Source organism: Amycolatopsis sp. CA-128772, from assembly GCF_002904295.1.
GTDB lineage: Bacteria > Actinomycetota > Actinomycetes > Mycobacteriales > Pseudonocardiaceae > Amycolatopsis.
Window position 1 is genome coordinate 65,575 of the sequence record NZ_PPHG01000092.1, and the last position, 20,777, is coordinate 86,351.

General features: G+C 73.0%; 19 protein-coding genes. 7 read left to right on the plus strand and 12 right to left on the minus strand.

Annotation, left to right across the window (positions count from 1 at the left end; translation table 11 throughout):
• Nucleotides 1-23 precede the first annotated feature (23 nt).
• The 3 genes from C2L59_RS41645 to pheA form a co-directional block, all read right to left on the minus strand.
• On the minus strand, nucleotides 24-665 hold the full coding sequence (locus C2L59_RS41645) for a DUF4232 domain-containing protein (protein ID WP_370444825.1): 642 nt from the start codon (nucleotides 663-665) through the stop codon (nucleotides 24-26).
• Nucleotides 666-789: 124 nt separating this feature from the next.
• Nucleotides 790-1,407, minus strand: coding sequence for a histidine phosphatase family protein (locus tag C2L59_RS41650; protein WP_103355094.1), 618 nt, complete (start codon nucleotides 1,405-1,407; stop codon nucleotides 790-792).
• On the minus strand, nucleotides 1,404-2,315 hold the full coding sequence (pheA, locus tag C2L59_RS41655; RefSeq protein WP_103355095.1) for a prephenate dehydratase: 912 nt from the start codon (nucleotides 2,313-2,315) through the stop codon (nucleotides 1,404-1,406). Before pheA ends, C2L59_RS41650 begins: the two co-directional genes overlap by 4 nt.
• 98 nt (nucleotides 2,316-2,413) lie before the next feature.
• On the opposite strand from pheA, the gene C2L59_RS41660 reads away from it, so the two are divergent.
• From C2L59_RS41660 to C2L59_RS48360, 3 genes are all read left to right on the plus strand, one after another.
• Nucleotides 2,414-3,034, plus strand: a complete 621-nt coding sequence (locus C2L59_RS41660; protein WP_103355096.1) for a macro domain-containing protein — start codon at nucleotides 2,414-2,416, stop codon at nucleotides 3,032-3,034.
• Between the two features lie 113 nt (nucleotides 3,035-3,147).
• Entirely contained in the window at nucleotides 3,148-4,080 is a 933-nt protein-coding gene (gene coaA / locus C2L59_RS41665) for a type I pantothenate kinase (RefSeq protein ID WP_103341605.1), read from the plus strand.
• A gap of 233 nt (nucleotides 4,081-4,313) precedes the next feature.
• A complete protein-coding gene (locus C2L59_RS48360) occupies nucleotides 4,314-4,469 on the plus strand; it encodes a hypothetical protein (RefSeq protein ID WP_199199626.1) in 156 nt (51 codons plus the stop codon).
• Nucleotides 4,470-4,473: 4 nt separating this feature from the next.
• Here the strand turns inward: C2L59_RS48360 and C2L59_RS41670 are convergent, their stop codons facing one another.
• From C2L59_RS41670 to C2L59_RS41680, 3 genes are all read right to left on the minus strand, one after another.
• Nucleotides 4,474-5,982: a hypothetical protein gene (locus tag C2L59_RS41670; RefSeq protein WP_103355097.1), complete on the minus strand. Its 1,509-nt coding sequence runs from the start codon at nucleotides 5,980-5,982 to the stop codon at nucleotides 4,474-4,476.
• Between the two features lie 165 nt (nucleotides 5,983-6,147).
• Nucleotides 6,148-7,473 carry a hypothetical protein gene (locus C2L59_RS41675; protein ID WP_370444826.1) on the minus strand — a complete coding sequence of 442 codons (1,326 nt, stop codon included), beginning with the start codon at nucleotides 7,471-7,473 and terminating at the stop codon, nucleotides 6,148-6,150.
• 88 nt (nucleotides 7,474-7,561) lie between these two features.
• Nucleotides 7,562-8,482, minus strand: coding sequence for a nitrate- and nitrite sensing domain-containing protein (locus tag C2L59_RS41680; RefSeq protein ID WP_103355099.1), 921 nt, complete (start codon nucleotides 8,480-8,482; stop codon nucleotides 7,562-7,564).
• 133 nt (nucleotides 8,483-8,615) lie between these two features.
• Between C2L59_RS41680 and C2L59_RS41685 the strand changes: the two genes are divergently transcribed.
• Nucleotides 8,616-8,933, plus strand: a complete 318-nt coding sequence (locus tag C2L59_RS41685) for a nucleotide pyrophosphohydrolase (RefSeq protein WP_103355133.1) — start codon at nucleotides 8,616-8,618, stop codon at nucleotides 8,931-8,933.
• Nucleotides 8,934-8,938: 5 nt separating this feature from the next.
• Here the strand turns inward: C2L59_RS41685 and C2L59_RS41690 are convergent, their stop codons facing one another.
• A complete protein-coding gene (locus tag C2L59_RS41690; RefSeq protein WP_103355100.1) occupies nucleotides 8,939-9,265 on the minus strand; it encodes a DUF3024 domain-containing protein in 327 nt (108 codons plus the stop codon).
• A gap of 111 nt (nucleotides 9,266-9,376) precedes the next feature.
• Nucleotides 9,377-10,753, minus strand: a complete 1,377-nt coding sequence (locus C2L59_RS41695) for a 3'-5' exonuclease (protein WP_103355101.1) — start codon at nucleotides 10,751-10,753, stop codon at nucleotides 9,377-9,379.
• Nucleotides 10,754-10,946: 193 nt separating this feature from the next.
• Between C2L59_RS41695 and C2L59_RS41700 the strand changes: the two genes are divergently transcribed.
• Both C2L59_RS41700 and C2L59_RS41705 read left to right on the plus strand, forming a co-directional pair.
• Nucleotides 10,947-11,765, plus strand: a complete 819-nt coding sequence (locus C2L59_RS41700; RefSeq protein ID WP_103355102.1) for a thermonuclease family protein — start codon at nucleotides 10,947-10,949, stop codon at nucleotides 11,763-11,765.
• 14 nt (nucleotides 11,766-11,779) lie between these two features.
• Nucleotides 11,780-14,056 (plus strand): helicase-associated domain-containing protein, encoded by a 2,277-nt coding sequence (locus C2L59_RS41705; RefSeq protein ID WP_103355103.1) that lies wholly within the window; start codon nucleotides 11,780-11,782, stop codon nucleotides 14,054-14,056.
• Here C2L59_RS41705 and C2L59_RS41710 read toward each other — a convergent pair.
• Together C2L59_RS41710 and C2L59_RS41715 are read right to left on the minus strand one after the other, a co-directional pair.
• Nucleotides 14,026-14,676 carry a class F sortase gene (locus C2L59_RS41710; protein ID WP_103355104.1) on the minus strand — a complete coding sequence of 217 codons (651 nt, stop codon included), beginning with the start codon at nucleotides 14,674-14,676 and terminating at the stop codon, nucleotides 14,026-14,028. The genes C2L59_RS41705 and C2L59_RS41710 overlap by 31 nt on opposite strands.
• On the minus strand, nucleotides 14,673-15,149 hold the full coding sequence (locus tag C2L59_RS41715; protein ID WP_103355105.1) for an excalibur calcium-binding domain-containing protein: 477 nt from the start codon (nucleotides 15,147-15,149) through the stop codon (nucleotides 14,673-14,675). The genes C2L59_RS41710 and C2L59_RS41715 overlap by 4 nt, the downstream gene beginning before the upstream one ends.
• Nucleotides 15,150-15,434: 285 nt before the next feature.
• Here C2L59_RS41715 and C2L59_RS41720 point away from each other — a divergent pair, with 285 nt between their 5' ends.
• Nucleotides 15,435-16,061 carry a response regulator transcription factor gene (locus C2L59_RS41720; RefSeq protein WP_103355106.1) on the plus strand — a complete coding sequence of 209 codons (627 nt, stop codon included), beginning with the start codon at nucleotides 15,435-15,437 and terminating at the stop codon, nucleotides 16,059-16,061.
• Nucleotides 16,062-16,259: 198 nt separating this feature from the next.
• Here the strand turns inward: C2L59_RS41720 and C2L59_RS41725 are convergent, their stop codons facing one another.
• Together C2L59_RS41725 and cydD are read right to left on the minus strand one after the other, a co-directional pair.
• Nucleotides 16,260-17,483, minus strand: a complete 1,224-nt coding sequence (locus C2L59_RS41725) for a GAF domain-containing sensor histidine kinase (RefSeq protein ID WP_103355134.1) — start codon at nucleotides 17,481-17,483, stop codon at nucleotides 16,260-16,262.
• A gap of 59 nt (nucleotides 17,484-17,542) precedes the next feature.
• Entirely contained in the window at nucleotides 17,543-20,758 is a 3,216-nt protein-coding gene (gene cydD, locus C2L59_RS41730; protein WP_103355107.1) for a thiol reductant ABC exporter subunit CydD, read from the minus strand.
• Nucleotides 20,759-20,777 lie beyond the last annotated feature (19 nt).

A 20,777-nucleotide genomic window follows, 5' to 3' on the forward strand; every position in this document is an offset into this window, starting at 1 on the left:
TGGTGGTGGGGCGGGGTCCGGGGTTAGGCCGGGTGGACCGTCTTCACCGCGAGCTGGTTGCCCGGGATCTTCGTGCCGGCGCAGCCCGTGCCCTCGTCCGGCACGAAGTTCGACGCGGTCTCCTGCGGCAGGTAGATCCGCAGGCCCTTGACCTGCGTCGGCTGGCAGGCGCCCGGGTCGAAGTTGCCCACGTTGACGAACTGGATGTCGGCGGCCGCGGTCTGGCCGGGGTTCAGCTTGACGGCGTTGCCCTTGCCGCCCTCGCGGAACGCGTCCTTGCCGACCTGGTGCCCGTCGGTGCCGGCCACGTAGGACACGCCGGGGAAGCCCTGGATGGTGCACGGCTTCGCGCTGGAGTTCGTGATGAGCAGGGGCCGGTACCGCGATCCGGCGCCGGCGTCGCCCTGGCCGAGCGACAGCTTGACGTCGCCGGCCTTGCAGAGCCCGTTGTCCGCGGGCTGGGCGACCGGCGGCGCGGCCGGGGCCGAGCTCGCCGGGCTCGAGGTGGCCGTGGTGACCGTGGTGGTGGCGGTGGGCGACGCCGAGGACGGCGTCGAGCTGCTTGCCGCCGGCGTGGTGCCGCCACTGCCGCAGGCGGCAAGCGCGAGGACGCCCGCCGAAGCCGCGACGACCGGGAACAACCGGGTGAGCTTGGTCCGAGCCATGTCAATCGCCTCCCTGATGTGGTGCTACGGGGTAGACGTGCGAATCGCGGGGCGGGTTGGTTCGAACTCGTAAATTCCCCACCAAACGTGTTCTAAACGTGACGGGATCACACTTTCGTGACGATCAGAGCGGGGTGTCGACCCAGGTCAGGCAGCGCCATTGACCCTCCGGCCGGGCGTCCAGCTCCACCAGGCCGGTGTTCGGGATCAGCGCCGCGTTGGCCACGTCCGCGTGCACGTTCGGGGCCAGCCATTCGCCGGCCAGCCGGATCGCGCCACCGTGGCTGACCAGGGCGATCACTCCGTCCGGGTCGGCCTGCTCGTGCTTCGCGCGCAGCCGGCCGACGGCGTCCAGCATCCGCGTCCGCACGCTCGTGCCGCTCTCTCCGCCGGGCAGCGACGGCGTCAGCTCGCCGAGCGTCCAGCGCCGGACCGTCTCCATGTAGGTGCGGATCGACTCGTGGTCGGTCGCGCCCTCCAGGTCCCCGGCGACGACCTCGTGCACGCCGTCGACGATCTGGACGTCCATCGAGAACCGCGCGGCCAGCGGCGACGCGGTCTGCTGGGCGCGGGTCGCCTGCGACGCGTAGACGGCGATGATCGGCTCGCCCGACAGCCGCGCCGCGAGGTCGTCGGCCTGCGCGCGGCCGAGGTCGGTCAGCGGCGGGCCGGGCAGCGCGGTGTCGAGCGCGCCGCGGACGTTGCCGTCGGTCTGGCCGTGGCGGATGAGCAGCAGCCTCACGCCTGGTCTCCCTTGCGCACCGCGTCGGCCCACACGGCGGCTTCGACGAAGTCGTCGTTGCCGAAGCCGGGCTCGATCGTGGTGCGGGTCCCGTCGGCGCGCGGGTGCGAGCCGAGGAACCGCAGGTGGCGGCAGTGCCGGCGCAACGCCGTCAGCGCGTCGAGGACCCGCGGCTCGGCCACGTGCCCCTCGAAGTCGATGAAGAAGCGGTACTCGCCGAAGTTGTTGCGGGTCGGCCGGGCGTCGAGCCGGGTCAGGTTGATGCCGCGGCTGGCCAGCTCGGTGAGCAGCTCGGCCAGCGTGCCGGTGCGGTTCGCGGCCGCGGCGACCACGGACGTCCGGTCCGCGCCGGTCGGCTCCGGCAGCTCCCCCGGCGCGCGGACCAGCAGGAACCGCGTGGCCGCGTCGGTGACGTCGGCGACCTCGGTGGCCAGCACCTCGAGGCCGTAGTGCTCGTTCGCGACCGGGGCGCAGACCGCCGCGTCGAAGTCGCCCTCCAGCACGCCGACCGCGGCGGCGGACGTCGACGACGAGGCGACCGGGTGCGCGCCCGGCAGGTTCACTTCGAGCCACTCGCGGACCTGGGCCAGCGCGTGCGGGTGGCTGGCGACGGTCCGGATCTCCGCCGTCCCGGGCCGGGTCAGCACGCTGAAGTGGATCGGCAGGATGGTCTCGGCCACGGCGACCAGCGGGGTCGACTCGCTGAGCGCGTCGAGCGTGGTGGGCACCACGCCTTCGACCGAGTTCTCGATGGGGACGCACGCCGCGTCCGCCCGGCCTTCGCGGACGGCCGTCATCGCGAGCCGGACGGTTTCGACCGGGATCAGTTCTTCGCCGGCGGCGGCGAGCACCCGCGCGGCCTGTTCGGTGAAGGTCCCTCGGGGGCCGAAGTATGCGATCCGTGACACAGGCCCCAGGCTACGGGGCCCGGCCGTGGCGACATTCACTCGGACAGCCGGTACGGGAACCGGTTACGCCGGGTGGCATTTTTTGCGATGCTGAAGGCGTGACCGCCGAATCGGGCACGCACACCGGACGTGAGGGCACGCAGCCGCCGATCGCCCCTCGCGCACCGGAGCTGGTGCTGTGCGCCGTCGATGCCCCCCTCGCCGAGGCCTGGACCGCCGCTGCGGAAAAGCTGGCCGGCCGGGTCCGGGTGCACCGCGGCTCGGTGCTCGACGTCGTCGCCCAGGCGGTGGTGAGCCCGGCCAACTCCTACGGCTGGATGCGCGGCGGGATCGACGCCGTCTACGCGCGGGCGTTCCCCGGCGTGGAGCAGGGCGTCCGCAGCGCTGTCCTGGCCTTCCACGGCGGTGAGCTGCCGATCGGCGACGCCGTGGTGGTGCCGACGGGCGAGGCCGAGCCGGCGTGGTTGATCAGCGCGCCGACCATGCGGGAGCCCGGCGAGCGGCTGCCCGCCGACACCGTCCACCCCTACCTCGCCGCCCGCGCGGTCTTCCTGACGTGGCGCGACGGCCGGCTCGACCACGGCCCGGTGCGGGAGTCCATCGACACGATCGCGATGCCGGGGCTCGGCACCGGCGTCGGCGGCGTCGACCCCGCGACGTGCGCCCGGCAGGTCGCGGCGGCCTGGGACGAGGTCTTCGGAAGCCGTCACCCTCAGTGATCACCCCCTGATGGGAGGTGGACTTCATCACAGCGCTTTAACCGGCCGCAAGCCCTACCGTTGACAGGCAGGTGAACGTCCGCCAGTGCAGGCGACGGCCGGAGGAGTGTGCGATGACCCGGGTCCGCGAACTCAGCCCGTATGTCGAGCTGCACCGGGAACAATGGAAAGAACTGCGGAGTTCGACTCCGCTGCCGCTGACCGCGGCCGAGCTGCTGCGGCTGCGCGGTCTCGGCGAGCAGGTCGACCTGGCCGAGGTGGCCGACGTCTACCTGCCGCTCTCCCGCCTGATCAACCTCCAGGTCGCTGCGCGCCAGCGGCTCTACGAAGCGACCACGACGTTCCTCGGTGACGACTCCCGCGGCACGAAGGTCCCGTTCGTGATCGGCATCGCCGGGAGCGTGGCGGTCGGCAAGTCGACCACCGCCCGCATCCTGCGCACGCTGCTCGCCCGCTGGCCGGACCACCCGCGCGTCGACCTGGTCACCACCGACGGCTTCCTGTACCCGCGCGCCGAGCTGATGCGGCGCGGGATCATGCACCGCAAGGGCTTCCCGGAGAGCTACGACCGCCGCGCGCTGCTGCGGTTCGTCACGGAGGTCAAATCGGGTGCCGAGCGCGTCGCCGCGCCGGTGTACTCGCACCTGGCCTACGACATCCTGCCCGGCCAGGAGCAGGTCGTGCAGCAGCCGGACATCCTGATCGTCGAGGGCCTGAACGTGCTGCAGCCGGGCCCGCGGCTGATGGTGTCCGACCTGTTCGACTTCTCGATCTACGTCGATGCGCACACCGACGACATCCAGCGCTGGTACGTCGAGCGGTTCCTGGAGCTGCGGCACACCGCGTTCGCGGACCCGGCGTCGCACTTCCACCACTTCGCCGGCCTGCCCGACGACGAGGCCCGCGCCGAGGCGCGGCACCTGTGGCACTCGATCAACGAGCCGAACCTGATGGAGAACATCAAGCCGACCCGGCCGCGGGCGACGCTGGTGCTGCGCAAGGACTGCGACCACGCCATCAACCGGGTGCGCCTGCGCAAGCTCTGACGCCGGTCGGCGGGCTGGTCACGCGGCCTGTCACCCACATGCCGCGCATTTCCACGGTGAGCGAGCGCGCGGCCACGATTCGTTGCGGCTCGGCGACTCTCCGCGCCGGAATCCGGCCGATCGGCCGAGGCGGCCCGTTCAGGCGTAACCGGTTGGCCGATACCGGGCGTCCGCCGCGAAAGCGACCCTGAAGGAGTCAAGAAAACGGCTCTGAGCTGGGGAGGAGGCCCACGATGTTCGCGATGATCCTCACGTGGGTCGGTGCGGTGCTCGGTCTGGCCCTGCTGATCGCGATGGCCGCCGGAACGTTCGTCGTCGACTTCGACGACCGGCTGCAGGAGCGCCGCCGCAAGGGCAAGCCCGCCGAACCGGCAGGCCCCCTCCCCTGATTCGTCAGAGCCCGGCCAGCGCCTCGAGGTAGGCGTCGGCGTCGTATTCGAGGCTTTCCGCGTCCAGCAGGCTGTTTTCCAGCGCGTCGATCAGCTGCTCGAAGATCTCGTCGCGGTCCAGCTCGCCCTCCTGCAGGCGCTCGGCGGCCAGCCAGACGTCGGCGGGCTCGTTGTCCCACAGCTGGTCGACGATGGTCGCGCGCAGGATCAGCCGCTGCTCTTCCTCGTCCTCGTCGGCCTCGGCGATGACCAGCGCCCGGCGCTGCTCCGGGTCGTTGGGGTCGAGGTCGACCTCTTCCTCGTCGATTTCGGTGGTCAGCGTCGGCACGGCGAACATCCGGCGCTCCAGCGCGTCGGCCAGTTCGGTCGGCGACAGCTCGCTGGTGTCGGCGAAGTAGCGCTCCAGCGGGGAGTCGTCCTCGTCGGCGTACTCGCTCAGGTAGTCCTGGACGGCCTCGTCGAGGGCGGCGATCGCGGTCTCGGTCAGGTGCGCCCGCTCGCCCGTCCACTGCACCCAGGCCAGCACGACCGGCTCCACGGCGTCCTCGTGGTCGGCGTCGAGCTCGTACTCCCCGCCCAGGAGACCCTCGAGGAAGCGCGCGATCTTCTCCGGCCCGACGCGCAGCGGGTTGCCCGGGTCCGTCCGCAGGCCGTGTTCGAGCAGCAGGGCGCCGATCGCGCGGGCGGCGCCGGCCTCCTCCCCGCTCGCCGCGACGAACTGCTCGACGACGGCGGCGCGTTCGGCCTCGGACCACTCGGCCACCTCGGGCACCAGCGCGGGCTCGGGAAGCGCGCGGCACCAGGTCAGCGCGACGGCGTGGAAGCGCGCGTAGTCCTCGCTGACGTCGGCCTCGTCGAGGTGGTCGGTGGCGGCGAGGCCGTCCGCGATCAGGCGGTGGGCCTCGGCCGGGTCGACGGCCTCGAAGACGACCAGCTCGGGGTCGGCGTCGGACTGCTCCCGCATCTCGCCGATGACATCGGCCGGCCCGTCGATCACGACGAGGTCGCGCACGCGGCCGCCCTCGGTGTAGTCGAGCAGCGCGAGCAGGCCGTACGCCTGGTCGCCGTGCGAGAAGACGCAGAGCAGGGACGACTCGTCGCCGAAGACGTCGCCGGTGCGCCAGCACTCGCCGGCGGTGACCCGGCCCAGCCCGCCGGCCCAGGTGGGCTGGGGGATGCCGCGGCCGAGGACGACCTGCAGGCCGGCGTCGGCGGCCTTGCGCTCGACGTCGGTCTCGGCGACGACCTTCAGCGCGGCCAGCACCGCGGCGGCACCCGGCGTGATCTTGCGCTGTGCGAAGGCGATGAGCTCCAGGCCGAGCGGTTCCTCGCCGTCCTCGACGGGCAGGTCGTGGAACTGGCCCAGCACCTCGGAGGCCAGCAGCTCGACGTCGACCGGCGCGGGGTCGGCGCCCAGCGCCGAGAAGTCGTTCAGGACGTCCTTGAACAGGCCGGTCACGCTGTGCGTGACGGGCTGCGGTGCCTTCTTGCGGGCGCGACTGACCGGGCTCATGGCTTCATGCTTTCACTTCACCGCGAGCGGGTCGCGGTGGCCCTGGCGCGGGTCCCGCCGCTTGCCCGGCGGGGAGGCGCCGAGCCGGACGGCGGAACTGGGCCACCGCGACGCCTTGGCGCGCTCACGATGTCCCGGTGCACGTGAATCACCGGTTCTCCCGGGTCAACGAGGGGTGCGGGGGGAGGTTACGGCTTTTGGCAAGGCGATCCGGGCGGCCCGGATTTCCGTGATCAACCGGGTTTTCCGCCGGTGGTTTTCCACCAGCGCGGCCAGGTGAGCGGTGAATTCGTCCGGCGTCCCGGCCCGCTTGTGCAAGGTGCGCAACAGCTTCAGCCGGCGCGCGGCTTCCTGGTAGGCCTGTGGGTCCTTGCGTTCGATGAGCTCGTCGACGTGGTCGCGGAACACCGGGATCGTCTCCGCCGGGTGCTCGGCCGCGCGCCGCTCCGCCAGTTCTAGCTTGAGCTCCGCGGACGCCCCGAACCGCACGCAGGCCCGCCAGGCTTCGTCGGGACGGCCGTCGTCGAGCAGGACCCGGACCAGCTCGTCGGCTCGCTCGGCACCCTCGGCGGCGCGTTCGCGCAGGCCGGCGAGCGCTTCCCGGCGCTGCAGCGTCCACTTCCCTTCGGCCGTCGCGGCGTCGCGCAGGGCGGCGAACGTCTCGCGACCCGGCTCGGCGTCGAACTCCTTGCGCCGGCGGGAGGTATCGCTTTCCGGCTCCGGTGCCGGCGGCTGCTTGTCGTGGGTGAGCGCGCGGGCGGCGTGCGCGATGGCCTCGCTGTGCCGCCCGGCGGCCCGCAGCACCCGGACGATCTTGAGGCTGACGTCCACCCGCGGCGGCTTGGCCGACAGGATCGCCACCAGCTCGTCGACGTCGCCGAGCACCTCGGCCAGCTGCTCACGCAGCCGTTCGGCCACGTCACGGCGGTGTCCCGGCCCGTTCGCCGCCAGCACGTCGTCCACAGTGGACTTGATCCGCCGCAGCCCCGGCTCGCCCAGCGCCGTGGCGAACTCGGCGAGGTCGATCACCGGCCGGCCGGGGCCGTCGAACTCGACCTCGAGGATCCAGTCGGCCAGTTTCTCCGGGTCCGGCGGCCGGGCGGCGCAGGCGCGGGCGTACAGCTCGACCGCGCGGTCCAGCCGGTCGGCGAGGTCGCCGGCGTAGTCGCCCGACTGCTCCAGCACCTCGCCGATGTCGTCGACCGTGCGCCGGGCCAGCGGGGCCAGGTCGGCGCGGCTGCCGGCGTCGAGCATCCGCTGCAGCGTGTCGAGGACCGCGCCGATCTTCGCGGTGTACTCGACGTTCCCGTCGGTGACCGCGGTGTCCAGCAGCCGGTGCGCCTCGCTGACGTCCCCGGATTGGGTGGCCGCGCGCAGTTCGAGGGAGTGCCGCAGCTCGGGATCGCGCTCGGCTTGGGCGTGCAGCAGGTCCGCCAGCGTCTCCGCGTCCAATGTGCGCAGGTAGGGGCGAAGATCCGAGGGGGGACTCACGGGCACCAGTGTGCCCGACGGCCACCAGCGCGCGTGTGGGCCAACCGCGTGCTCTTTTCGGAGTAATCCGTGACTCTCGGTGAGCCTCTCACGGGCGGCGCAGGTCGTCGAGCACGGCTTTCAGCGGCCACGGCTCCGGCAGGCCGGGTCGTCGTGACCGTGCGTGGCGGGGCCGCGGGATGGCCGCGCCGACGGTGGGCACCATGATCGGGACGACCGGCACCGGCACCCGCGCGACCAGCCGCCGCACGACCACCAGCAGGAGCCCGGCGAACAGCAGCAGCGCCGTCCCGGCGGCAAGGGCGCCGGCCAGGGTGCGTCGGCCGTCGTCGAGGGTCAGCTGGACCGCGTACTGGCTCTGCTGCGCGTAGAGCATGCACAGCTGCTCGGACACGGCGTAGGCGGAGCTGCGCCACGTGGATTCGGGCACGGGCAGCGGCTCGGCCGCGGTGAAAGCGTTCTCGGCCGCCGCCAGCCTGCTCCAATCGGCGCTACGGGTGAGCGACTCGTACGCCATCCGGCCACTCTCGGTGAGCTGCGGCACGACCCGGGCCAGTTCGGCCCGGTAGGCGGCGACGGCGGAGGTGAACGACCCGCGCGTCACGTTGTCGAGGCCGGCCAAGGCGAGGGAATCGGAGCGATCCATCCCCTCGGCCACGGAAAGCAGCTCGACGGCGGTCGTCTGCTGGTAGGCGGACTCGGCGTCCGGCGCGTGGCGCGCGTACTCGCGCAAACCCGCGATGGCGGACTCGATCCGCACCGTGTAACTCGTGTACGCGGCGCTCCGCCGTTCGGGCGAAGCCATCGCCGCGCTGCGCTGCCCCTGGAGCGCGACCACCGCCCGGGCCGTCCGGTCCGCGGCGGACGCCGTCTCCATCGCCAGGTCGCGGGTGCGAACCGCCTGGTGGACCAGGAAAACGGCGATCACGATGGCCACCAGGACGAGCGCGCCGCCGGGGACGAAGGCGATGCCCAGCATGCGGCCGCGGACGGATCGCAGGTACTTCAAGACGTTCCTTTCCCGGCCTTGGACCCCGCAAGCATCCCGACGAAGTTCAACCTATTGAGTGAGAGATTCACCGGTCAACGCCAGTCCGCCATACGGCCGTTAGCGCACCGTGACCATCGAGGACAATCACGCCGTGACCTTCGACGACGTGACCCAGCGGCTACGCGGCTTCGCGGCGGCCCGCGCCTGGGAGCCGTACCACACCCCGAAAAACCTCGTGATGGCGCTTTCCGGCGAGGTGGGCGAGCTGATCTCGCTGTTCCAGTGGCTGACGCCGGAGGAGTCGGACGCGTGGCGCGAGGACCCGGCGCTGGCGGCGAACGTGCTGGACGAGATCGCGGACGTGACGCTGTACCTGCTGCAGCTGGCGGACCGCCTCGGCATCGACCTGGCCGCCGCCGCGCACGCGAAGATCGACCGCAACGAGGTGCGCTTCCCGCCGCCGGCCTAGCCGGCCTAGCCCCAGAAGACGCCGCCGGGGTTCCGGTCGATCTCGTCGAGCAACGCGGGCGGCGTGCTGGCCACGGGCGCGTCGGGGTAGCTCAGCCACCGCCCGTTCCGGTCGGCCCACCACACGGACCAGATCCCGAACTCGTCGAGCCGCAGCTGCGCGACCTTCTGTTCGCTCCACTCGGGCCCCTCCTGCGGCGCCCGCCGTTCGACGATGGTCACCACACGACCCCGCGTCCGGCACTCGACCCGCACCCGGTCCTGCAGGTGCTCGGGGACGCGCTGCGTGCACCAGCGTTCGATCTGCCGCAGCGCGAGCTCCGGAATAGCCATGCCACCCAGTGAACCGGACCGCCTCACCCGCCACGCAGGTGGGCAGGTAGGCGGCGAGCCGCTCACCGGCGACCGATTCGCCTGCCGTGAGCAAGATTTCTCGATCTCGGGCTACTGCGGCACGGGCGCGGCCAGCCACCACCCGCCGAGCAGCGCACCAACTCCGAGCGCGCCCACGAAGATCCCCACCGCCAGCGGCGTCCCGCCGAACATCGCCAGAACCACGATGAACATCAAGGCCAGGCCGATGCCCATCAAAATCCGCCCGCCGGCCCGCTTCGAAGCCGGCGCGGACACCACCGCCTGCGACACAGGCGGCGCCTCGAAACCCAGCGCCACCGGCGCCGCCCGCACGTCGAGCACCGCCGCGCCCAGCTCGGCCGCCCGGGCCAGCCGTGGCTCGTTCGCAGGCACGGACGGGTCAGCCACCAGGTGGGTGACGCTTCCGGTCAGCTTCTTCGCCAGCTGGACGCCCTCCTCGAGGACCCGCGCCCGCAGCCGGTCCGCCTCGACCGTCGTGCCCAGCACCAGCACCCGCGTCGCCTTCCCGCCCACCGACGGCCGCAGGTCACCGGCGGGGCCGACGCCGAGCGCCGTCGCCACCTGCCGCAGCTCGCGCGCCTCCTCCGCAGTCACCACGCCGTCCCGCTCCGCGATCTCGCGCAGCGCCGCCACCAGCTGCTCGTGCGTCGCCCGCACGTGCGCCTCGGACAACCCGGCCTCGCTCGCCAACGCGGCCAGCGCCGCCACCTCGTCGTGCGTGAGGTGCTGGTCGGCGATCACCCCGGCGAGCAGGTCCAGGTAGGCGTCGTCGGCGGTGATCCGCTCGACGGCCTCGGCCATCCACCCCGGCTCGGCCGGCCCCGTCTCGGCGCGCGGGAGCAGCCGGCCCTCGGCGAACCGCGGCAGGACGGGCAGCACCGGCGGGGACGCGAACGTCAGGCCGTACCGCCCGAACAGCCCGGTCACCAGCTGGGCGACCGCCCGCGCGCCGGACAACGCCGTCGGCCCGGGCCGGGTGGGCACGCCGAGCGCGTGCGCCACGGTGGCCGGCCGGTAGTTCGGCAGCCGCACCACCGACCGCGCGGCCGCCAGCGTCGAAACACCCGGCAGGGCCGGCAACCGGACGCCGAGCGACCCGATCTCGCGGTCGAGGAACGCGCTCACGAACGCCGGGTCGTGCGCCACGAGCACGCTGCCCGCACACAGGTCGAGCAGCGGCCCCAGCACTTCGCCGAACGACGGCGCGTCGTCGAGTTCGCCGCGCGTGATGCCGTGCACGGGCGCGGGGCCGGGCGGGACGCCCGGTCCGGGGTTGACCAGCGTCGACAGCTCGCCGACGAACGAACCGTCGGCGCGGACCCGCACCGCGGCGAGCTCGACGACGCGCCCGGGGCGCAGGCCGGTCGTCCGGACGTCCACGGCGGTGAAGTCGATGCCGTGCGCCGGGTGGCCGCCGGCGCCGAGCAACGGGAGGGATTCGATCACGTCCGCAGGTCGCTGCCGGCCCGGGAGTTGTGACAGCTTTTCGGCGCGCAACGGTGATTCGTGACGTGATCGTGACGGCAACAATCCGCCGGATAACGACTGGTGGTCGATCACGGCCCGGCGCGTAACAACGGCGGCAGATTTCCCGAGTACACCGTCAGCACGTCGCGATCCAGGAACGAGGAAATCCCGCATGCAGCCGAAGAAGCGTTTTCCGAACTGGCTGAAGATCGTCCTGGCCGCGTTCGCGGTCCTGTTCGTGCTCGGTGCCGTCTTCGGGAAGGCCCCCGAGCCGAAGCTCACCACCGCCGCCGCGCCGGCGTCGTCGGCACCCCCGTCCACCAGCACTTCCGCGACACCGACGCCGACGCCGGTCGTCGTCACCTACACCGTCGCCGGCGTCACCGACGGCGCGACCGTCGTGGTCAACGGCAGCGACGGAAGCAGCAGAACCGTGCACGTCCTCGGCGTCACCGCGCCTGCGGCCGGCACCGGCTGCTACGCCGCGGAATCGCTCGGCTGGGCCACCACGGCGCTTTCCGGCAAAGCCGTCAAGCTCGGCGCGGAAACAGCGCAGGGCATCGCGCTGACGCTCGCCGACGGCCAGGACTACGCGACGACGGCGATTCAGCAGGGATATCTCAAGTACGCCGCAACGGCCGCGTTGCCCGCACTCGCCGACGTCGAAACCGCGGCGAAGCAAGCCGTCAGCGGGCTGTGGGGGCCGCCGTGCAAGGGGACGATCGACGCGCCGGCGCCGGTGGTTCCTCCGGCACCGAAGCCGACGCAGGCCCCGACGCAGGCCCCGGCCCCGGCGACGAAGGCGGCGCCCAAGCCGCCGCCCGTCGTGCGGACCACCGAGGACGCGCCCGCCCCGGAACCGGACCACAGCGCCTACTACGCGAACTGCTCCGCGGCGAAGGCCGCCGGCGCCGCCCCGCTGCACCGCGGCGAACCGGGCTACCGGCCCGCACTCGACCGCGACGGCGACGGCGTCGCCTGCGAAAGGTGATCTAACCTGAGCCGATGACCACCGCCGACGAACTGCTCGGCCGGCTCCGGAGCCTGGACGAGGACGCACTGGCGAAGGTACTGGCCCATCGGCCGGACGTCCTCGAAGAACCGTGGCCGCGGCGGCTCGACGTCGTCGCGGCCCGGCTCGCGTCCGCCGGTTCCGTCGACGCCGCCCTGCTCGCGTTGCCCACGCCGCCGGCGCAGGTCATCCGCGCCGTCCAGGTGTGTTACGCGCTCGGGCTCCGGCCGGCCCCCCTCGACGAGGTCGCCCACCTGCTCGGCACCGGGTCCGTGGTGTCCCTTGTGGACGAACTGGCCGAACGCGCCCTGCTGTGGCGCGACGACGACGGCGTCGTCCTGCCGGAACTGTTGCGGCGCACCGGCTTCGGCGCCGAAGGACTCGGGCGGCCCGTCGCCGACCTGCTCGAAGAGCTCGGCACGGCCCGGCTGGCGGAGCTGTCGCGAGCGCTGGGCCTGCCCGACACCGAACGGAAACCGCAGCTCCTGCTCGGGCTGGTGGAGTTCTTCCGCGACGGCGACCGCGTCCGCGAACTGTTCGCCACCGCGCCCGCCGAGAGCCGGAAACTGGTGCAGGACATGGCCGACGGCGTGCCCGAGGTCCAGGGGCTGGCCCCGGCGAGCTGGGCGTTCGACCACGGTTTCCTGATCAGCACGTACTACGGCACGATCGCGATGCCGATCGAGGTATCGCTCGCCCTACGCGGCCCGGGTCACCAGCTGCCGTTCACGCCGGTCGAGCCCGAGTACGCCGTCACCCACCTCGGGGCCGACGCGGTGGAGTCCGCGTCGTCGGCCGCCGCGCTGCGGCTGCTCGACCGCGTGTCGGCGATCCTCGACCTGGCCGCCGCCGAACCGTTGCCGCTGCTCAAGGACGGCACGATCGGATCCCGGCTGATCAAGAAGGTCGCCAAGGACACCGGGGGCACGCCTTCCGAGATCGCGCTGGCCATCGACCTCGCGACGCAGGCCGGGCTGCTGCTGGCCGACGAGCCGCCGGTGCCGCGCCGCGGTCAGAAGGCGCCGCCGCCCACGCTCGCGCCGGACCCCGGGCTGGCCCGGCCGGCACCCGCGTTGCTGTACCGGCTGCTGCTGACGACCTGGTGGGACCCGGCGCCACCGGAGTTCGAGGTCGACATCGAGGCGCTGGTGCGGCGGCTGGTCGTGCGGCTGCCGGCGCGCCTGGCCCCCGGCGACGCGATCACCGACGCCGCCGCGTTCACCGAGCTCGCCCGGTGGCACGCGCCGATGCTGCCGGCCGAAGACTTCGCCGACCACGTCCGGATCGCCCTGGAGCAGGGCGAACTGCTCGGCGTCGTCGCGCACGGCGCGGCGACGGCGGCCGGCCGGGCCCTGCTCGGGCCGGACGGCTTGGTCGCGGTCACCGACGAACTCGTCGCCCGGGCGCGGACGACGGCGTTGTTCGGCACGGACCTGACCGCGATCGTGCCCGGCTCGCCCGACGCCCGGCTCGCCGCGCTGCTGGATCGCGTCGCCGACCGGGAAGCCCAGGGCACGGCGACCAGCTGGCGGTTCTCCCCGGCGTCCGTGCGGCGGGCGTTCGACCAGGGCGCGACGGCCGCCGTCCTGCTCGCGGACCTGCGCTCGATCGCGGCGGGCGACCTGCCGCAGCCGCTGGTGTACCTGGTGAACGACGTCGCGCGGCGGCACGGCGAGGCGCAGGTGCTCGACGTCGCCAGCGTCGTCGTCGGCGAACCCGCCGTGCTGGCCGAGCTCGCCGCGCACCGCAAGCTCGCCAAACTCGGCCTGCGCGCGGTCGCGCCGACCGTCTTGACATCCACAGTGGACGCCGCCGGCACGCTGGAAGCGTTGCGCGAAGCCGGTTACGCCCCGACGCGCCACACCGCGGACGGCACCATCGCGCTGCCCGCCCGCGACCAGGCCGAGCCGACGGCAGCCGTCCGTGATCCCGAACCCGGTGAACAGGCCGTCCCCGACCCGGCCGGCCACGCCGCGCGGCTGCTGGCCGCCCCGGCGACCGGCCCGGCCGTGCTGCGCGGCCAGCTCGCCCGCGCGATGAGCGACCGCTACGCGGGCCGGCTCACGCCGAAGCAGCAACAGCTCTGCTGGCAGCTCGAAGCCGGGCTGCCGGTGGGCATCGCGTACCGCGGCGAGCACCTCGTCGTCGCCCACCCCGAGCTCGACGGCGACGTCCTGGACGTCTGGTCGCTGGGCGAGCGCACCTACCGCCGGCTCGAGCTGACGGGGATCGAGCTGGCTCAGGTTTCGACGGCGGTCAGCCTGGCGTAGGCCACGACGTTGTCGAGGTAGTTGCCGCTCGCCCGGTCGAACGCCCCGCCGCAGGTGATGAGCCGCAGTTCGGCGTCCGGCGTGTCGCCGTACACCTGGTCGGTCGGGAACGCGGCCTTCGCGTAGCGGTCGACGCGGTAGACGGTGAAGACGGCGATCCGGCCGTCCGCGCGGCCGACCTCGGCCTGCTCGCCGGGACGCAGCTCCTTGAGGCGGGAGAACGCGCCCGGCACGTGCCTGTAGTCGACGTGCGCGGCCAGCACCGCCGGACCGGTCTCCCCGGGCGACGGCGCGCCGGTGAACCAGCCGACCGTCGTGGCGTCGCCCGGGACTTCGAGCGCGCCGTCCGGGGTCAGCCCGAGGTCCGTGATCCCGTCGGCCCGCACGCCGATCGCCGGGATGGTCAGGAACGCCGGTTTCGCCGCGGGGAGGCCGTCGGCGGCCGTTGCCGTGGGGTGCGCGAGGCTGGCGGTGCCCGGCGGGTTCGTGGCGGCCGGGCCCGGCGGGGCGATCTCCTCCGGGGCCTTCGGGGCCAGGACGAGGACGAGGGCCACGGCCAGGACCACGCCCAGTGCCGCGACGACCGCCGTGACCGCGGGCCACAGGCGCGGGTGCCTCAACTCGGGCGCCGGCGCAGGTAGAGCACCATGCCGCCGGACGCCGTCGCGGCGAGCAGCGTGCCGCCGAGCACCAGGACGCCGGGGACGTCGTCCGCCGGCTCACCGCCGCCGGTGGCGACGCCGCCGACCGGCTTGACCTTCACCTGGCCGCTGGTGGCGGGTTTTTTCGCGGCCGTCTTCGGCGCGGTCTGCGTGCGCTGTTTCGGCGTCGACGTGGTGGTTGTGCTCTGCTGTTGCGGGCGGTGCGGGAGTGCTTCGCAGGCGATGCCGTTCTTGTCGCGGTCCAGGCCGTTGGGGTCACCTGGTGTCGCTTCGAGGACCGCCTGGGCTTCTTCCTGGTACTGGAAGTCTGAGCAGTTTTTGTCGCCGGTGAGCGGCGGCGCGAGCTGGGCGGATGCGAAGGGGACGGGGCCGAAGAGAGCGAGCCCGGCGACGGCGGCGGCCGTCGTCAGGGCACGGCGAAACAGGGACAACGGAATTCCTTCCGAACGGAATCGGCGGCGAATGTGTCGTTACTATCGCCGCCTCGGCGGCGTCGTTACGGACGTTTCCGGAATTTCGGAAACGCCAGGTGTCCACCAGGATCGGCGCGTCCCGTGATTCTTCGCCTATTCCGCCGCGACCTGCGGATTCACCGGTCGGGAATGCATACCGGCCGGAATGTTACGGCTTTCGCGGTCACACTTTTGAGGTATTTCACGTGTGACGGCGCCGACCGGCCGTCACCACGGCGTCCGCACACCCCGTAGCCTCGGGGTATGCCGATCCAGGTACTGCTCGTCGACGACCACGAACTGGTCCGCCGCGGGCTCCGCGACCTCCTCGGCGACGAGCCCGACATCGAGGTCGTCGCCGAGGCGAGCTCCGTCGAAGAGGCCTTGGCGATGGCGATGCACGTCGAGCCGGAGGTGGCGGTGGTCGACGTCCGCCTCGGCGACGGCGACGGCATCACGCTCTGCCGCGAACTGCGGTCGAAGCCGAACCCGCCGGCCTGCCTGATGCTGACCGCGTTCGACGACGAAGAGGCGATGGTCGGCGCGATCATGGCCGGCGCGGCGGGCTACCTGCTGAAGCAGGTGCGCGGGCAGGACGTGGTGAACGCGGTCCGCGAGGTCGCGGCCGGCCGGTCGCTGCTGGACCCGGTGAGCACCGCGCGGGTGCTGGACAAGATGCGCCACCCGCCGACGGACGAGCTGGCGACGCTGACCGAACGCGAGCGCGACGTGCTCGAGCTGATCGGCCAGGGGCTGTCGAACCGCGAGATCGCCGAGCGGCTGTTCCTGGCGGAGAAGACGGTCAAGAACTACGTCACGTCGGTGCTGGCGAAGCTCGGCATGCAGCGCCGCACGCAGGCGGCGGCCTGGATCGCGCGGCGCGAGAAGTAACTGCCCGCGGCGGCCGCGTCCGCAATCCGCCGTTCGCTGCGTCCTTTCCCCCATCCGGTCACGGTCCGCCACGTCGATCGGCGGGTTTTCGCGCCCAGATTCACTCGAACGTGAGTCGAATATATGTTCGAGGAATCGGTAAGATCATGACGAGGGCGTGGAAGGGAGGCTGGATGACCCGAGAAGGATGAGTACCGGTCAGTCGAGAGGCAGGTCGAACGCGACGAGCGTGCCGAGGCTGGGTGAGGAGTTCAGGAAGAACTTCCCGCCCGCGGCGTCCGCGCGTTCGGCGAGGTGGCGCAGCCCACGGGTGGCGACGCCTTGGGGTACCCCGGAACCGTTGTCCCGGACGCGGAGTTTGACACCGCCGGAGTCCCTGGTCAGCGTCACGCGGGTTTCGCTGGCGCCGGAGTGCCGGACCACATTGGACAGTGCTTCACGCAGCGCGGCCCGGATGTGGTCGGCGCGTTCCGCGGGGATGTCGGCGAACTCGCCGGACAGCTCCAGGGTCGGTGGGTAGCCGAGCAGCTCGCCGGCGATGCGAACCTCGCCGCGCGCCGACTCGGCGAGGTCGGTGGGCGTGCCGGTGTCGTGGCGAGGCTCCGGCGACCGCAGCGCGCGCACGGTCCCGCGGATTTCCTCGATGGTCTGGTCGAGCTGGTCGATGGCGTCGGACAGCCGCACCCCGTCGGCCTGGGCGAACCGCTTGCGCATGTTCCGCCGGACCCGGTCCAGCTGCATCCCGGCGCCGTAAAGCCGCTGCACGATGACGTCGTGGAGCTCGCGAGCGATGCGTTCCCGCTCCTCGTACAGGGCGACCCGATGCCGCGCATTGGCCCCTTCGGCGAGCGCGAGCACGACCCCGGCCTGGGCGGCAAAGGCGACGAGCATCTCGACGGTCCCGGCGGAGAAGGGTTCCCGCCCCCGCTTCCGGTAGACGGTCAGCGACCCGAGAACGCGGCCACCGGACCCAAAAGGCGCGGCCGCAAAAGGCCCATAGCCATGAAGCTCGGCGGGCACGTAGGGCGCGGTACGCGGATCGACGGTGAAGTCGGCACTGGCCACGGGCTCACCACCACGAGCAACTCGCCCGGCCGCAGAGTCGGCGGGAAGCGAGAGCCCGCGAAGCGACTCCCCGGCGACGGCGGTCGGCTGCCCACCTTCTGCGTCCGGCTCAGGGCTCGCTTCGCCCGCTGGCGGGACCTGGCCCAGGTCGGGGTGCGCCGTGGCGTAGTGAGCAGCCTCCACCACCACGCGGCCGTCTTCTGTGCTGACCATGGCCAGCCCCAGGTCGGCGTCCGCCAGCTCGGCGGCCCGGGCGACGACCGTGTCCAGCACCGCTCCCGGGTCGTCGCCGGACAGGGCGGTGCTGGTGATCTCGGTGGCTGCGGACAGTGCCCGCGCGGCAAGCGTCGGATCCATGAGTTCCGTCATTATCGCGCGGCGCGGTGGCGGCACGGCAAGGACACCGCAGGGTTCGATCACTTGACCGGCACCCGGGTCACGATCCGGCCGTCGCGGACCTCGAGAACCACGTCCGCTCCGTCCGCTTCGTCCGCCCGATGAGTCACGTGCACCACCGTGCGGCCCGCCAGCGCCTCCCGCAAGTTCGCCCGGACAACCCGAGCCGTCCCCTCATCCAGGTGCGCGGTGGGCTCGTCCAGCAGCACAAGCCCCGCGGACGGCGCCCCAAGCAGCGCCCGCGCCAACGCGACCCGCTGGGCCTGGCCTCCGGACAGCCCGCTCCCGCCGCTGCCAAGCACCGTCTCGAGCGAGACGTCGGTCAACGCCACGCTGTCCAACACCGCCCGCAGCTCCCCCGCGCTCGCAGTCGGGTCGGCAAGGCGAAGGTTCTCGGCCACGGTCGTCGCGGCGAGCATCGGCTCCTGAGGAGCCCACGCAACCCCGGCCGGCACCCCGACAACTCCCCTGCGCGGCGCAAGAAACCCCAGCAAGGCGGCAACGAGCGTGGACTTCCCGGCCCCGCTCGGCCCCACCACGGCCGCATAGGTCCCGGGCGCCAGCTCCACGTCGACACCGTGCAGAACCACCGGCCCACCCGGCCAGCCAAGATCGGCACCCCGCAGCTCGGCGCCACCACCACTCCGAGCCGCAGGGGACAGCTCCGGGCCGCCGGGCAAGTCAAGGCCGGCACCCCGACCCGACTCCGGTACGTCCGCGAGGCGCCGGCGGGCGCGCTGCAGGGTGTCCCAATGCTGGGCCACCGGGGGCAGCAGCGCCAAAACCTCCGCCAGTGCCAGCGGTACCAACGCCAGCAGGGGCGCCAGCACCGGGTCGAGCCGGCCGGCCGTCACCGCCTGGGCCGCCAATGCCGTGCTCACCACCGCCGCCGCTCCGCACGCCACTGTCACCAGCGCTTCTGCCGCGCCCGAACCGAATGCCTGCCGGCGGGCTTGGGCCGATAGGCGCGTGTCCGCGTCCGTGAGGGTGCGGCGGTGGGCCGCCGCCCTGCCGAATGCCAGTAGCTCGGCCGCCGCTTCGAACAGGACCAGCACCCGCTCCGCCACCTCGCGACGGCCCGCCGCCAGGGCCGTCGTCGCCCGGCGCTCCGCTCGCAACGCCAGCCATGGCGCGCACAGCGCCACCACCACCGCCGCCGCCAGTGTCCAGCCCGCCGCCGGGAGCACCGCCGTCTGGACGGTGATCGCGCCCGCCGCCACCAGGGTCACCACCAGCGGTGGCGACACCACCCGCGGCAGCAGGTCGCGCACCGTGTCGACGTCGGCGACCAGGCGCCGTTGGCCCTCGCCCGCGTGCAGGCTCCGCGCCGGCCCGAGGCGGACCAGCGAATTCCACAGCCGCACCCGGACGCGGCCCGCGATGCGGAACGCGGCGTCGTGCGTGACCAGCCGCTCGACGTACCGCAGCCCGGCGCGGCCCAGGCCGAACGCCCGCACGCCCACCACCGCGACCGTCAGGGTCAGGATCGGCGGCTGCTGGGACGCCTTGGCGATGAGCCAGCCCGACGTCGCCGTCAGCGCCACCCCGGCCAGCAGCGCCAGCGCACCCAGCGCGGCGCCGCCGAACAGCCGTCCGTCGAGGAGCGCACGCCAACCCAGCGGCGCAGCCTCGGAGTCCACTTTGGACACTTCGGTGGCCACCGGGAACCCAGGCGATATGTCGACAGCCGCCGTGCGCTCGTGGGCCGCGATGACCGCCGCGGCGCCGTTGTCGACCGCGCGCTGCACCGCGTCGAGCACCAGGCGCGCGCTGGCCTCGTCCAGGTGGGCCGTCGGCTCGTCGAGCAGGAGCAACCACGCGCCCTGCCGCGCCCGCACCAACGCCCGCGCGACGGCGACACGCTGACGCTGCCCCAGCGACAGCTGCGAAACCGGCCGGTCGGCGAGGCCCGCCAAGCCGAGTTCGGCGAGCACCTCGCCCGAGGCGCCCACCTCGTCGCGGACCGTGCCGCCGGTGAACACCGGCGACTGCGGCACCCACGCGACCTGTTCGCGCCAACGCTCGAGGTCGGCGTCGGCGAGGTTCGCCGAACCAATCGTGATCGCGCCGTCGTGGGCCGGTACGAAACCGAGCAGCGCCGAGAGCGTCGTGGACTTGCCGCCGCCGCTCGGCGCGCGGAGCCAGACCGTCTCGCCCGGCCGGACCGTGAACGACTCGCCGTCGGGCGCGAACCCGCCGCGCCGCGCGACGCGCAACGACGACACGCGCAGCTCGCCCCGCGACACGACCGCCGTCCCCGCCGCAGGGACCGGCAGCGCCAGCAGGTCGGCGACGCGCCGGACCGCTTCGACGCCGTCCTCGCTGGCGTGGAACGCGGCGCCGACCGCGCGCAGCGGCTGGTAGCACTCCGGCGCCAGGATCAGCACGCCGAGGCCGATGGCCAGCGGCAGGTGACCGCCGGCGAGCCGGACGCCGATCACCACCGCGACCAGCGCCACCGACAGCGTCGCGACCAGTTCGAGCACGAACGCCGAGGAAAACGCCACCTTCAACGTCTTGAGCGTGGCGCGGCGGTGGCTTTCGGACAGCCGCCGCACGGTCTCGCCCTGCGCGGCCGCCCGGCGGAACGCGGTCAGCACCGGCAGCACGCGCACGAGTTCCAGAAGCCGTTCGGACATCCGGTGCGTCGCGTCGGTCGCGCCGGCGACCCGGTCGGCCGTGTACTTGCCGACGAGGATGGCGAACATCGGCAGCAGCGGCACGGTCAGCGCGACGATCACGCCGGACGGCCAGTCGGCGAACAGGATCGCCGCGCCGGCGCCGAGCGGCACGACGGCCGCGGTCACCAGCGCCGGAAGGTATTCGCGAAAGTAGGCGTCGAGTGCGTCGAGGCCGCGGGTGGTGAGCGCGGTCAGCTCGCCGTGGCCGCGCCGGGCGATCCACTCCGGGCCCAGGCGCAGCGCGTGGTCGACGGCTTTGGCGCGCAACTCGCGCTGGGCGGTCGACGCCGCCCGGGCGGAGACCGTGCGCACCGCCCAGCCGGTCAACGCGCGCGTCGCGACGAGCGCGAGCAGCGCGGCCAGCTGGGCGGTGCGTCCCCCGGCACCTGCTCCGACGATCGCCGCGAGGACGTCGGCGAGCAGGAACGCCTGCGCCACCAGGGCGGCGGCGTGGAGGAAGGACAGGAACCCCACCAGGGCCAGCGCTCGGCGCACGGCCGGCACCAAGGCCGGCAGCGCGCCGAGCGGACCCTTTCCCGGCCGCACCGAGTCCACTTTGGACTCCGAGGCGGAA